Annotated in this window: 10 protein-coding genes; 9 read left to right on the forward strand and 1 reads right to left on the reverse strand. The window is 69.3% G+C overall.

Going from position 1 to position 13432, the window contains the following annotated elements; translation table 11 throughout:
- Positions 1 to 4: 4 nt before the first annotated feature.
- The 5 genes from DEJ34_RS06415 (at position 5) to DEJ34_RS06435 (ending at position 7548) form a co-directional block, all read left to right on the forward strand.
- Positions 5 to 928, forward strand: coding sequence for an RluA family pseudouridine synthase (locus DEJ34_RS06415; protein WP_110910933.1), 924 nt, complete (start codon positions 5 to 7; stop codon positions 926 to 928).
- 173 nt (positions 929 to 1101) lie between these two features.
- Positions 1102 to 4584, forward strand: a complete 3483-nt coding sequence (gene dnaE / locus DEJ34_RS06420) for a DNA polymerase III subunit alpha (protein WP_502864376.1) — start codon at positions 1102 to 1104, stop codon at positions 4582 to 4584.
- 76 nt (positions 4585 to 4660) lie between these two features.
- Positions 4661 to 5968 (forward strand): histidinol dehydrogenase, encoded by a 1308-nt coding sequence (gene hisD / locus DEJ34_RS06425; RefSeq protein ID WP_110899949.1) that lies wholly within the window; start codon positions 4661 to 4663, stop codon positions 5966 to 5968.
- Positions 5969 to 5980: 12 nt separating this feature from the next.
- Positions 5981 to 6484 (forward strand): transcriptional regulator NrdR, encoded by a 504-nt coding sequence (nrdR, locus tag DEJ34_RS06430; RefSeq protein ID WP_110825286.1) that lies wholly within the window; start codon positions 5981 to 5983, stop codon positions 6482 to 6484.
- Between the two features lie 62 nt (positions 6485 to 6546).
- On the forward strand, positions 6547 to 7548 hold the full coding sequence (locus tag DEJ34_RS06435; protein ID WP_284180721.1) for a quinone-dependent dihydroorotate dehydrogenase: 1002 nt from the start codon (positions 6547 to 6549) through the stop codon (positions 7546 to 7548).
- A 358-nt stretch (positions 7549 to 7906) separates the two neighbouring features.
- Here DEJ34_RS06435 and DEJ34_RS06440 read toward each other — a convergent pair whose 3' ends face one another.
- Positions 7907 to 8482 (reverse strand): DUF3043 domain-containing protein, encoded by a 576-nt coding sequence (locus tag DEJ34_RS06440; protein WP_110825288.1) that lies wholly within the window; start codon positions 8480 to 8482, stop codon positions 7907 to 7909.
- Positions 8483 to 8533: 51 nt separating this feature from the next.
- Between DEJ34_RS06440 and DEJ34_RS06445 the strand changes: the two genes are divergently transcribed.
- The 4 genes from DEJ34_RS06445 (at position 8534) to ctaD (ending at position 13432) form a co-directional block, all read left to right on the forward strand.
- Positions 8534 to 9997 (forward strand): dipeptidase, encoded by a 1464-nt coding sequence (locus DEJ34_RS06445; RefSeq protein ID WP_110899950.1) that lies wholly within the window; start codon positions 8534 to 8536, stop codon positions 9995 to 9997.
- Between the two features lie 104 nt (positions 9998 to 10101).
- Positions 10102 to 10470 (forward strand): HesB/IscA family protein, encoded by a 369-nt coding sequence (locus DEJ34_RS06450; protein ID WP_110825290.1) that lies wholly within the window; start codon positions 10102 to 10104, stop codon positions 10468 to 10470.
- Between the two features lie 307 nt (positions 10471 to 10777).
- Entirely contained in the window at positions 10778 to 11680 is a 903-nt protein-coding gene (gene ctaC / locus DEJ34_RS06455) for an aa3-type cytochrome oxidase subunit II (RefSeq protein ID WP_110825512.1), read from the forward strand.
- A 12-nt stretch (positions 11681 to 11692) separates the two neighbouring features.
- A complete protein-coding gene (gene ctaD, locus DEJ34_RS06460) occupies positions 11693 to 13432 on the forward strand; it encodes an aa3-type cytochrome oxidase subunit I (RefSeq protein ID WP_181419595.1) in 1740 nt (579 codons plus the stop codon).

Consider the following 13432-nt stretch of genomic DNA (forward strand, 5'->3'; position numbering starts at 1 on the left):
CAGCATGAGCGAGTCCCGCAGTCTGCCCGTGCCCGACGGGCTCGCCGGTGAGCGTGTCGACACCGCCATCGCGAAGCTCCTCGGCTTCAGCCGGTCCTTCGCTGCGGACGTCGTCGCGGCCGGCAGTGTCCGGGTCGACGGCGTCGTCGTCGACAAGTCCGACCGGTTGCACGCCGACACGTGGCTCGAGGTGGAGTGGCACCCGAAGGAACCGCCGCGCATCGTCCCCGCCGTCGTCCCGGGCATGACCGTCGTGCACGACGACGAGGACATCGTCGTCGTCGACAAGCCGATCGGGGTGGCAGCACATCCGTCCCCGGGCTGGGACGGTCCGACGGTGCCCGGTGGGCTCGCCGCCGCGGGCTTCACGATCGCGACCTCCGGCGCCGCCGAACGTGCGGGCATCGTGCACCGCCTCGACGTCGGCACGTCGGGCCTGATGGTCGTCGCGAAGACCGAACTCGCCTACACGCACCTGAAGCGGGCGTTCAAGGAGCGGACCGTCGAGAAGGTGTACCACGCGCTCGCGCAGGGCCACCCGGACCCGACGTCCGGCACGATCGACGCCCCGATCGGTCGGCACCCGTCGAGCGACTGGAAGTTCGCCGTCACCGCCGACGGCAAGCCGAGCGTCACGCACTACGAGACGCTCGAGGCGTTCCGGTCCGCGACCCTGCTCGAGGTGCACCTGGAGACCGGGCGCACCCACCAGATCCGCGTGCACATGGCCGCGACACGCCACCCGCTGGTCGGCGACACCATGTACGGCGCCGACCCGGTGCTGGCGGGCGAGCTCGGCCTCACCCGGCAGTGGCTCGACGCCGTCCGGCTCGGCTTCGCGCACCCGCGGACCGGGGAGTGGGTGGAGTTCCAGGCGTCCTACCCGGACGACCTGCAGCAGGCGCTCGACCGGATCCGCGCGGCCTGACCGGGAACACGACCAGCAGAACCGGTCGACCGCACGGCGTCCTCCGCGACACGCTCGGGATCGTCACCGGTCGCGGTTAGGCTGTCCCCACCCCGCAGCAGACCGTACGAACCGGAGGTTCCGTGTCGGATTCCGACTCCTTCGTCCACCTGCACGTGCACAGCGAGTACTCGATGCTCGACGGTGCCGCCAGGCTCTCCGACCTCGTGGCGGAGACCGCCGCGCAGGGCATGCCGGCCGTGGCGGTGACCGACCACGGCAACATGTTCGGGGCGTTCGAGTTCTGGAAGACCGCGAAGGCCGGCGGCGTCAAGCCGATCATCGGGACCGAGGCCTACATCACGCCGCGCACCCACCGGTCGGACAAGACCCGTGTGCGCTGGGGCGACGGTGGCGGTGACGACGTCTCGGGTGCCGGCTCGTACACGCACATGACGATGTTCGCCGAGAACACCACGGGCATGCACAACCTGTTCCGGTTGTCGTCGAAGGCGTCGCTCGAGGGGTACTACTTCAAGCCCCGCATGGACATCGAGCTCCTGCAGGAACACCACGAGGGCATCATCGCGACGACGGGATGCCCATCGGGCGAGATCCAGACGCGTCTGCGGCTCGGGCAGTACGACGAGGCCGTCCAGGCCGCCGCGGACTACCGCGACATCTTCGGCAAGGAGAACTACTTCGCCGAGGTCATGGACCACGGACTCGAGATCGAGCGCCGGATCATGAGCGACCTCATCCGCCTGGCGAAGGACCTCGACATCCCGCTGGTCGGCACGAACGACCTGCACTACACGCACGCGCACGACGCCACCTCGCACGCGGCGCTGCTCTGCGTGCAGTCGGGGTCGACGCTCAACGACCCGAACCGCTTCAAGTTCGACGCCGACGAGTTCTACCTGAAGACGCCGGCGCAGATGCGGCACGTCTTCCGCGACAACCTCGAGGCGTGCGACAACACGCTCCTCATCGCCGAGCGCTGCGACGTCGAGTTCGACACCTCCGCCAACTACATGCCGAAGTTCCCCGTGCCGGAGGGGGAGACCGAGCACTCCTGGTTCGAGAAGGAGGTGACGAAGGGGCTGCAGTACCGCTACCCCGGCGGCATCCCGGCCGACGTCCAGGAGCGTGCCGACTACGAGGTCGGCATCATCAACCAGATGGGCTTCCCGGGGTACTTCCTGGTGGTCGCCGACTTCATCAACTGGTCGAAGAACAACGGCATCCGGGTCGGCCCGGGTCGCGGGTCCGGCGCCGGCTCGATGGTCGCCTACGCGATGCGCATCACCGACCTCGACCCCATCCGGCACGGGCTCATCTTCGAGCGGTTCCTCAACCCGGACCGCGTCTCGATGCCCGACTTCGACGTCGACTTCGACGACCGGCGCCGCGGTGAGGCGATCAAGTACGTCACCGAGAAGTACGGGTCGGAGCGCGTCGCGCAGATCGTCACGTACGGCACGATCAAGGCGAAGCAGGCCCTCAAGGACTCGTCGCGCGTGCTCGGGTTCCCCTTCGGGATGGGCGAGAAGCTCACGAAGGCGATGCCGCCGCCCGTGATGGGCAAGGACATCCCGCTCACCGGCATCTTCGACAAGGACCACCCGCGGTACAAGGAAGCCGTGGACGTCCGGACCGTCGTCGAGACCGACCCGGAGGCCAAGACGGTGTTCGACACCGCGCTGGGGCTCGAGGGGCTGAAGCGGCAGTGGGGCGTGCACGCCGCCGGCGTCATCATGTCGAGCGACCCGCTGATCGACATCATCCCGATCATGAAGCGGGAGCAGGACGGCCAGATCGTCACGCAGTTCGACTACCCGGCAGCGGAGTCGCTCGGCCTGATCAAGATGGACTTCCTGGGCCTCCGGAACCTCACGATCATCAGCGACGCCCTCGACAACATCAAGAGCAACCGCGGGATCGACCTCGACCTCGAGACCATGGGCCTCGAGGACCCCGAGGCCTACGCGCTCCTGCAGCGCGGCGACACGCTCGGCGTGTTCCAGCTCGACGGCGGCCCGATGCGCGGGCTCCTCCGCCTCATGAAGCCGGACAACTTCGAGGACATCTCCGCGCTCATCGCCCTGTACCGACCGGGGCCGATGGGTGCGAACTCGCACACGAACTACGCGCTGCGCAAGAACGGTGAGCAGGCGATCACCCCGATCCACCCCGAGCTCGAGGAGCCCCTGGCGGAGATCCTCGGCGGGACCTACGGCCTGATCATCTACCAGGAGCAGGTCATGGCCATCGCGCAGAAGGTCGCCGGGTTCTCCCTCGGCCAGGCGGACATCCTCCGCCGCGCGATGGGCAAGAAGAAGAAGTCCGAGCTGGACAAGCAGTACGCCGGGTTCCAGCAGGGCATGAAGGACAACGGGTACTCCGACGCGGCGATCGGGACGTTGTGGGACATCCTGCTGCCGTTCTCCGACTACGCCTTCAACAAGGCGCACTCGGCCGCGTACGGCGTCGTGTCGTTCTGGACCGCGTACCTCAAGGCGCACTACCCGGCCGAGTACATGGCGGCGCTGCTGACGAGCGTCGGCGACGCCCGTGACAAGCTCGCGCTCTACCTGAACGAGTGCCGCCGGATGGGCATCCGGGTCATGCCGCCGGACGTGAACGAGTCGATCGGGTTCTTCGCCGCCGTCGGGGACGACATCCGTTTCGGCATGGGAGCCATCCGCAACGTCGGGTTCAACGTCGTCGACGACATCGTCGCGGCGCGCACCGAGAAGGGCGCCTTCGAGTCCTTCCACGACTTCCTCCGCAAGATCCCGATCTCGTCGGCGAACAAGCGGACGGTCGAGTCGCTCATCAAGGCGGGCGCGTTCGACGGGTTCGGCGACAGCCGCCGTGCCCTGGTCGAGATCCACGAGGGCGCGGTCGAGGCCGCGGTGAAGGTCAAGCGCGACGAGGCCAACGGCAACGTCGGGTTCGACTTCGACTCCCTGTTCGCCGAGGTCGCGGAAGAGCAGCCGGCATCGCTCACGGTGTCCCAGGTGCCGGAGCGGCCGGAGTGGTCCAAGCGCGACAAGCTGGCGTTCGAGCGGGACATGCTCGGGCTCTACGTGTCGGACCACCCGCTCGCCGGGCTCGAGATCGAACTCGCGAAGCACCAGTCGATCACCATCGCCGACCTGCTCGGAGCGGACGACTCGGTGGAGGGCGAGACCGTCACGGTCGCCGGGCTCCTGACGAGCGTGCAGCACCGCGTGGCGAAGACGAGCGGCAACCCGTACGGGATCGTCGACATCGAGGACTTCGGCGGCCAGATCGGCGTGATGTTCCTCGGCAAGACGTACCAGGAGTTCGGGCCGTCGCTCGTCCCGGACTCGATCGTGGTCCTGCGCGGCCGCGTCAACGTCCGCGACGACGGCAAGGCCCTGCACGCCGTGAGCATGTTCCAGCCGAACGTCGGCGACGCGATGGGGTCCGGGCCGCTCACGCTGTCCCTGCCGGAGCGCCAGGCCACCACACAGACGGTGACCGAACTGGCGGCCGTGCTCGGTCGGCACCAGGGCGACACCGAGGTGCGGTTGAAGCTCCTCAAGGACGACGTCGCCCGGACGTTCGAGCTGCCGTTCCCGGTCGCGCTGACACCGGACCTGTTCGGAGAGTTGAAGAGCCTGCTCGGACCGCGCTGCCTGGTCTGACGGCTCCGGTACCAACCGCGACCGAGCACCCCCGTCGTCCCCGGTCGACGGTGGTGCTCGGTACGCTGGGGGCCTCATGATGCAGCGAATCGACCTCCGCGGGGGGCTCCCGCCCCGCGCCGAACTCCTCCGTCTCATGCCGCGTGCCGCCGGTGACGTCAGCAGCGCCACGGCCGCGGCCCGGGACCTCGTGGACGCCGTCCGCGAGCACGGCGCGGCCGCGCTGCACGAGCAGGCGGAACGCTTCGACGGTGGAGCGCCGGAGCACGTGCGGGTCCCGGCCGCCGAGATCGACGCGGCCGTCGCGGGCCTCGCGCCCGAGCTCCGGGTCGCCCTCGACGAGGCGATCCGCCGGGTCCGGGCCGCCAGCGCGGCGCAGGTGCCCACCGGGTCCGTGACCACGCTCGCCGACGGAGCCGAGGTGCACCAGCGGTGGCAGCCCATGCGTCGCGTCGGCCTCTACGTGCCCGGCGGCAAGGCCGTCTACCCGTCGAGCGTCGTCATGAACGTCGTCCCCGCGCAGGTCGCCGGCGTCAACTCCATCGCCCTCGTCTCCCCGCCACAGCGCGACCACGGGGGACGCGTGCACCCGACGATCCTCGCCGCGGCCGGACTGCTCGGCGTGGACGAGGTCTACGCGATGGGTGGCGCCGGCGCGGTCGGCGCGCTGGCGTACGGCGTGCCCGAGATCGGTCTCGACCCGGTCGACCTGGTCACCGGCCCGGGGAACAACTACGTCGCCGCCGCGAAGCGCCTCGTCCGGGGCGTCGTCGGCATCGACTCCGAGGCCGGTGCCTCCGAGATCCTCGTGATCGCCGACGACACGGCGGACCCCGGGTACGTCGCCGCCGACCTCATCAGCCAGGCGGAGCACGACGAGCAGGCCGGCAGCGTGCTCGTGACGACCTCGGCCGCGTTCGCCGACGCGGTGGAGGCGGTGATCCCGGAGCGCACGGCGGTGCTCGGGACGGCCACGCGCCTCCAGGCCGCGCTCGACGGACCGCAGTCCGCGATCGTCCTGGTGGACTCGCTCACCGACGCCGCGACCGTGAGCAACGCGTACGGGCCGGAGCACCTCGAGATCCAGACCGCGGACGACGACGCCGTGCTCGCGGACATCGACGCCGCCGGCGCGGTGTTCGTCGGGCCGCACGCGCCCGTCAGCCTCGGTGACTACCTGGCCGGGTCGAACCACGTCCTGCCGACCGGCGGCCAGGCACGGTTCGGCTCCGGGCTGTCCGCGTCCACCTTCCTCCGGCCGCAGCAGGTGGTGCGGTACACCGCGCAGGCACTCGCCGAGGTGGTCCCGCACATCGTGGCGCTCTCGACCGAGGAACAGCTGCCGGCGCACGGTGCGGCCGTGTCGGAACGCACGAACCGCTAGCCTGGGGGCGCCATGTTCTGCCCCTTCTGCCGCCACCCGGACTCCCGCGTCGTCGACTCCCGGACGAGCGACGACGGAACCTCCATCCGACGCCGCCGCCAGTGTCCGAACTGCGGGCGGCGGTTCTCGACGACCGAGACCGCGTCGCTCAGCGTCGTCAAGCGCAACGGCGTCCTCGAACCATTCAGTCGCGAGAAGATCATCTCCGGCGTACGGAAGGCCTGCCAGGGGCGCCCGGTGACGGACTCCGACCTCGCGGTGCTCGCGCAGCGGGTGGAGGAGATCGTGCGGTCCTCCGGCGCGAGCCAGATCGAGGCGAACGACATCGGCCTGGCCATCCTCAGCCCGCTCCGCGAGCTCGACGAGGTCGCGTACCTCCGCTACGCGAGCGTGTACCAGGCGTTCGACTCGCTCGAGGACTTCGAGGACGCGATCGGGCAGCTGCGGATCGACCACCACGCCGGCCCCCGGGAGCTCCGCGCCCCCGACCGCAGCACGGACGGCGCCAGCGCGTGAGCGGCGTCGAGACGCTCGTCCGCGCCGGCTACGGCGTGGTGTTCCGCACGGTCTTCGCGAAGATGGACCCCGAACGGGCGCACCACCTCGCGTTCGCCGTCATCCGGTGGCTGCCGAAGGTGCCCGTCGTCGCCGGCGCCGTCGAGCGCTCGGCGCGGCCGTCCGCCGAGGACGGGATCACCACGATGGGCATCCACTTCCCGTCCCGGTTCGGGATGGCCGCCGGGTTCGACAAGGACGCCCGCGCGATCGCCGGACTCGGCGTGCTCGGGTTCGGGCACGTCGAGGTCGGCACCGTCACGGCGCGACCCCAGCCGGGCAACGAGCGTCCGCGGCTCTTCCGACTGATCGCCGACCGTGCGCTCATCAACCGGATGGGCTTCAACAACCACGGCGCCGTCAAGGCCGCCGGACGCCTCGAGCGTGCCCGCCGGAACCCGGGGCGCCCGGTCATCGGCGTGAACATCGGGAAGAGCCGGGTGGTCTCGGTCGAGGACGCCGTCGAGGACTACCTCGAGTCGACGCGCCTGCTGGCGCCCTTCGCCGACTACCTGGCCGTGAACGTCAGCTCGCCGAACACGCCGGGCCTCCGCGGACTGCAGGAACTCGACCACCTCCGCCCGCTGCTCGCCGCCGTACACGAGGCCGCCGGTCGCACCCCGGTCCTCGTCAAGATCGCGCCGGACCTGACGGACGAGCAGATCGACGCCATCGCCGGACTCGCGGTCGACCTGGGCCTGGCCGGGGTCATCGCGACGAACACCACCGTCGAGCGCGGCGGACTGACCACCCCGGACGCCGACGTCCGGGCGATGGGTGCGGGCGGGCTGTCCGGCGCACCGCTCGGGGAGCGCTCGCTCGCGGTGCTGCGACGCGTCCGTGCCGCCGTGCCCGCGGGGTTCTGCGTCATCGCGGTGGGCGGCGTCACGTCGGAGGCGGACGTCCAGGCGCGGATCGAGGCCGGTGCGACGCTCGTGCAGGGCTACACCGCGTTCCTCTACGAGGGGCCGACCTGGGCGATGCGGATCAACCGGCTCCGGCGGCGGCGACTGCGCCACAGCTGACGCGTCAACGGCTCCGCGGACGACGCAGTGCGTCGTGCTGCTCCGCTGACGACCCGTCCCGTGCCGGACCGCGACCTGCGTCCCGCGTTGCGCACCGTCGGCCGGGAGGCGCGCGCCGGGCTGGTACCGGGCCTCCCGTCAGCGGGAGGTGCGCGTCGGGCTGGAACCGAGCCGCCCGTCAGCGGGAGGTGCGCGTCGGGCTGGCGCCGCGCCTCCCGGCCGATCGCTCGACGCGATCGGCGCCCCCGGACGACGAGAGCGCCGCCGACCCGGAGGTCGACGGCGCTCTCGTCCGCCGGCTGCCGGCGGAAGGCCCTGTTTCAGAGCAATGGGTCTGTGCCAGAGCGTCGAATCTGTGTCAGAGCGTCGGGTACTGCCCGCGCTTGACCTGCGGCTTGGGCAGGCGGAGGAACCGCAGCTGCCACCCGCGCGTGAGGATGTAGAGGAAGTTCCCGCGCTGGAAGGTCCGGCCGGCGGCGGCGAAGCGTCGACGCAGCATGAACCAGATGACCGTGCAGTCGAGCACGAAGAGCAGCACGAACGCCCAGATGAACAGCAGCGAGTACGAGGCCGCGGGCGTCTGCGCGGCGACGAAGCCGACGATCAGGAAGAGCACGAGGACGGGCATCATGACCTCGCCGACGTTCCAGCGGGCGTCGATGAAGTCGCGGATGAAGCGACGCTCCTCGCCCCGGTCCTTCGCCGGGAGGTAGCGCTCCTCGCCGTTCGCCATGCCGACCCGCGCACGCTCGCGCTCGGTGTTCAGACGCGCCCGGGCGGCCTTCTTGTCCGCGGGGGAGTTGCCGACGATCGGACGCCGGTTCGCGGCTTCCCGCTCGCGTCGCGAGGGCGTCGGGCGACCCTTGCCGTGTGCGACGAGGTCGTCGTCACCGGGGTTCACGGTCACGTTGGTCTTGGGGGCTGCCTTCGCCACGGTGGTTCCTAACGGCGTTGTGCGGGCTGGACGTCCTCTAGATTACCGGCCATGACCGACTCCGAGAAGCACAGCCCCGACGCCGGATCCCAGGCACCCGCGACCGAACCCGCCCTGCTCGAGGCGCTGCGCGAGCACGTGCACGGTGCACTGCCCACGACGATCGCCGACCTGTCCGCCCTGGTCCGCATCCCGTCGGTGTCGTGGTCCGCGTTCGACCCCGCCCAGGTGCAGCGCAGCGCGGAGGCGGTGGCCGATCTGGTGCGGTCGACCGGTGTGTTCGACGAGGTCCGCATCGTCCGCTCCGCCGTCGAGGGCGACACCCCGACCGACACTGCCGACACGGACACCGAACTCGGCCAGCCGGCGGTGCTCGCGGTGCGCCCTGCCCGCAACGGCAAGCCGACCGTCATGCTGTACGCGCACCACGACGTGCAGCCGCAGGGCGACGACGCGCTCTGGGAGACCCCGCCGTTCGAGCCGACGCTCCGCGGTGACCGCCTGTACGGGCGCGGCGCCTCGGACGACAAGGCCGGCGTGATGACCCACGTCGCGGCGCTCCGTGCCGTGCACGCCCAGTTCGGCGACGACCTGGACGTCGGCATCGTGCTGTTCGTCGAGGGCGAGGAGGAGTTCGGCTCCCGCTCGTTCCGCACCTTCCTGCGGGAGCAGCGTGACCACCTCGCCGCCGACGTCATCGTCGTCGCGGACAGCGACAACTGGTCGACCGAGGTGCCGGCGATCACGGTGTCCCTGCGCGGCAACACCACCTTCAAGCTCACCGTGACGACCCTCGAACACGCGAGCCACAGCGGCATGTACGGGGGAGCGGCGCCGGACGCCATGATGCCGATGGTGCGTCTGCTCGCCTCGCTGCACGACGACGATGGAGCGGTCGCGGTCGCGGGGCTGACCGCGCACGACGCGCCCGTGCCGGAGCGCTCCGAGGCGGACTTCGCGGCCGAGGCCGCCCTGGTCGACGGTGCGCGTCCCGTGGGCAACGGTCCCGTGCTGTCCCGGATGTGGTTCCAGCCGTCGATCACCGTGACCGGTCTCGACGTCCCGAGCGTCGCGAACGCGTCGAACACGCTCCTGCCCACCGTCTCGGCGCGGGTGTCGGTGCGGGTCGCGCCCGGCCAGGCCGCCGCCGAGGCGTTCGCCGCCGTGGAGGCCCACCTCCGCGATCGCGTCCCCTTCGGCGCCCGGATGGAGATCACGGAGGTCGACACCGGTGACGGTTTCCTGGTGGACGCGTCCGGCTGGGCGGTCCGCGAGGCCCGCACCGCGATGTCCGAGGGCTGGGGCACCGACCCGGTGGAGCAGGGCATCGGCGGGTCCATCCCGTTCGTCTCGGACCTGGCCGCGGAGTTCCCGGAGGCGCAGATCCTCGTGACCGGCGTCGAGGACCCGGACACCCGGGCGCACAGCCCGAACGAGTCGCAGCACCTCGGCGTGCTGCACCGTGCCGTCCTGTCCGAGGCCGTCCTGCTCGCCCGCCTGCAGGGCCGCGCGTGAGGTGTCTCCTCCACAGGTGCTGGACCGGGGTCCCGGAGGTCGGTGCGCGTGCTTAGAATCGACGCGACGGCCGGTGAACGTCACCGCCAACGAGGGAGACGCCGATGAGCGACACCATCACGACCGAAGCAGCGACCGACGCCCCGTCGCACGGTGTGCTGCTGAGCGACGCGGCTTCGGCGAAGGTCGCCAGCCTGCTCGAGCAGGAAGGCCGCGACGACCTCCGCCTGCGCCTCGCCGTCCAGCCCGGCGGCTGCTCGGGCCTGATCTACCAGCTGTACTTCGACGAGCGGCTCCTCGACGGTGACGCCACCGCGGAGTTCGACGGGGTGGAGGTCGTCGTCGACAAGATGAGCGTGCCCTACCTCGACGGCGCCACGATCGACTTCGAGGACACCATCCAGAAGCAGGGCTTCACGATCGACAACCCGAACGCGCAGGGTAGCTGCGCGTGTGGCGACAGCTTCCACTGATCGTCCGACGATCCGACACGCGAACGGGGAGCGACCGACACGGTCGCTCCCCGTTCGCGTCCCCGGACCGGTTCCCCGACGTCGATGACCAGGGGAAACCGGCTTCCGCAGCCCTCGTTCCGTCCACAACGCGTGTCGGTTGTGCGCTCGGTGTCGACGGCTGCGAGTAAGCTAGGAGTGTTCCAACCAAGCTGGGAGCCACCCATGTGCCGGCCTCGTGCCGACCGCGGAGCTCGTCGACGGGATCCTCGTCGTCAGCCAGTCGACCACCGACTGGATCCGGCCCACGTCTTTCCGAGAGGTAACAGTGCGTTCGAATCGCCGTATACGTTGGGCGGCCGTCCCGGTGGCCGTCGGTCTGGTCATCGCACTGGCTGGTTGCTCGCAGCAGCAGCTGAACGGATGGCTCCCCGGCACGGAGGAGACGAAGGACGTCACCAACCACACGAGCCGCATCGTCGGCCTGTGGACGACGAGCTGGATCGTCCTGCTGGCGGTCGGTCTGATCGTGTGGGGCCTCGTCATCTGGGCCGCGATCGTCTACCGCCGCCGGAAGGGCCAGACCGGCCTGCCCGTGCAGATGCGGTACAACATGCCGCTCGAGATCTTCTACACGCTCGTGCCGCTCATCCTCGTGCTCGGCTTCTTTGCCTTCACCGCGAAGGACCAGGAAGCGATCGAGAAGCCCTTCGCGCAGCCGGACGCCACCGTGCACGTCTACGGCAAGCGCTGGGGCTGGGACTTCAACTACATCGACCAGAAGAACCCGAACGACAGCGTCTACTACCAGGGCATCCAGGCCCAGGAAGAAGAGAACGGCGGCGGGGCGGTCGACGAGTCGCTGCTCCCGACGCTGTACCTGCCGGTCGGCAAGAAGGTCGAGATCGAGCTCAGCTCGCGCGACGTCAACCACTCCTTCTGGGTCATCGACTTCCTCTACAAGAAGGACATGCTCCCGGGGAAGACGAACTACGAGTACTTCATCCCGGAGAAGGAAGGCACGTACCAGGGCAAGTGTGCCGAGCTCTGCGGTGAGTACCACTCGCTGATGCTCTTCCAGGTGAAGGTCGTGTCGCAGGCGGAGTACGACGACTACCTCCAGTCCCTCGCGGACGAGGGCAACGTCGGTCTGCTCGGCAACGAGTACGACACCAACACGAACCAGCCGAACAACGAGGCGCCTGCCGAGGCGTCGAGCGACAAGAAGTAAGGGCGCGTCTCAATGACAACGTCATTCGTCGGCCAGGCGACCACCAGGCCCTCGACGCCGGACTTCCAGGCATCGAAGGTCGGTCGCAAGGGCAACATCATCGTGCGGTGGGCGACGTCCACCGACCACAAGACGATCGGGTACATGTACCTGATCACCTCGTTCCTCTACTTCCTGCTCGCGGGCATCATGGCGCTCGTCATCCGCGCGCAGCTGTTCGAGCCGGGTCTCCAGGTCGTGCCGACCAAGGAGCAGTACAACCAGCTCTTCACGATGCACGGCACGATCATGCTGCTGATGTTCGCGACGCCGCTCTTCTCGGGCTTCGCGAACGCGATCATGCCGCTGCAGATCGGCGCGCCGGACGTGGCGTTCCCGCGTCTGAACGGCCTGGCCTTCTGGATGTACTTCTTCGGCAGCGCCATCGCCGTCGGCGGCTTCCTCACCCCGCAGGGTGCAGCTTCGTTCGGGTGGTTCGCCTATGCGCCACTGAGTGACACGACGTTCACACCAGGGTTGGGCGGCACGTTGTGGGTGTTCGGTCTCGGCATGACCGGCTTCTCCACGATCCTCGGTGCGGTCAACTTCATCACCACGATCATCACGATGCGTGCCCCGGGCATGACGATGTTCCGCATGTCGATCTTCACCTGGAACGTCCTCGTGACGAGCCTCCTCGTGCTGATGGCCTTCCCGGTCCTCGCGGCAGCGCTGTTCGGCCTCGGTCTCGACCGCGTGTTCGACGCCCAGATCTTCAACCCGGCCAACGGTGGGGCACTGCTCTGGCAGCACCTGTTCTGGTTCTTCGGACACCCCGAGGTGTACATCATCGCGCTGCCGTTCTTCGGCATCGTCTCCGAGGTCTTCCCGGTCTTCAGCCGCAAGCCGATCTTCGGGTACAAGACCCTCGTCTACGCGACCATCACCATCGCGGCCCTGTCGATCACGGTGTGGGCACACCACATGTACGTCACCGGCGGCGTGCTGCTGCCGTGGTTCTCGCTCATGACGATGCTCATCGCGGTCCCGACCGGCGTGAAGATCTTCAACTGGGTCGGCACCATGTGGCGCGGCTCGGTGACGTTCGAGACCCCGATCCTCTGGGCGATCGGCTTCCTCGTCACCTTCACGTTCGGTGGCCTGACCGGCGTGATCCTCGCCTCGCCGCCGCTCGACTTCCACGTGTCCGACTCGTACTTCGTCGTCGCGCACTTCCACTACGTGGTCTTCGGCACCGTCGTGTTCGCGATGTTCTCCGGCTTCTACTTCTGGTGGCCGAAGTTCACGGGCAAGATGCTCAACGAGCGTCTCGGCAAGATCCACTTCTGGCTGCTCTTCGTCGGGTTCCACACGACGTTCCTCATCCAGCACTGGCTCGGTGTCGTGGGCATGCCCCGTCGGTACGCGACCTACCTGCCGGACGACAACTTCACGTGGATGAACCAGGTCTCAACGGTCGGCTCGATGATCCTCGGCATCTCGTTCCTGCCGTTCATCTTCAACGTCTACGTAACGGCTCGGAACGCGCCGAAGGTGGCCGTGAACGACCCGTGGGGCTACGGCCGCTCGCTCGAGTGGGCGACCTCCTGCCCGCCGCCGCGGCACAACTTCACGTCGATCCCGCGGATCCGTTCGGAGTCCCCGGCGTTCGACCTGAACCACCCGGAGGCCGGCGTGCCGGTCGGTGTGGGACCCGCGAAGGACGCTCCCGACGCTCCGACCTACGACGCCGCGAAGGGCGAGGTGAAGTAA

The organism is Curtobacterium sp. MCPF17_050 (assembly GCF_003224435.2).
In the GTDB taxonomy this organism is placed as follows: Bacteria; Actinomycetota; Actinomycetes; order Actinomycetales; family Microbacteriaceae; genus Curtobacterium.

Bases quoted from the DNA above. Each gene is read 5' to 3' on its own strand.
- dnaE (WP_502864376.1), top strand. From the start codon at position 1,102: ATGCTCGACGGTGCCGCCAGGCTCTCCGACCTCGTGGCGGAGACCGCC.
- DEJ34_RS06445 (WP_110899950.1), top strand. From the start codon at position 8,534: ATGACCGACTCCGAGAAGCACAGCCCCGACGCCGGATCCCAGGCACCC.
- hisD (WP_110899949.1), top strand. From the start codon at position 4,661: ATGATGCAGCGAATCGACCTCCGCGGGGGGCTCCCGCCCCGCGCCGAA.
- DEJ34_RS06450 (WP_110825290.1), top strand. From the start codon at position 10,102: ATGAGCGACACCATCACGACCGAAGCAGCGACCGACGCCCCGTCGCAC.
- ctaD (WP_181419595.1), top strand. From the start codon at position 11,693: ATGACAACGTCATTCGTCGGCCAGGCGACCACCAGGCCCTCGACGCCG.
- DEJ34_RS06435 (WP_284180721.1), top strand. From the start codon at position 6,547: ATGGACCCCGAACGGGCGCACCACCTCGCGTTCGCCGTCATCCGGTGG.
- DEJ34_RS06415 (WP_110910933.1), top strand. From the start codon at position 5: ATGAGCGAGTCCCGCAGTCTGCCCGTGCCCGACGGGCTCGCCGGTGAG.
- nrdR (WP_110825286.1), top strand. From the start codon at position 5,981: ATGTTCTGCCCCTTCTGCCGCCACCCGGACTCCCGCGTCGTCGACTCC.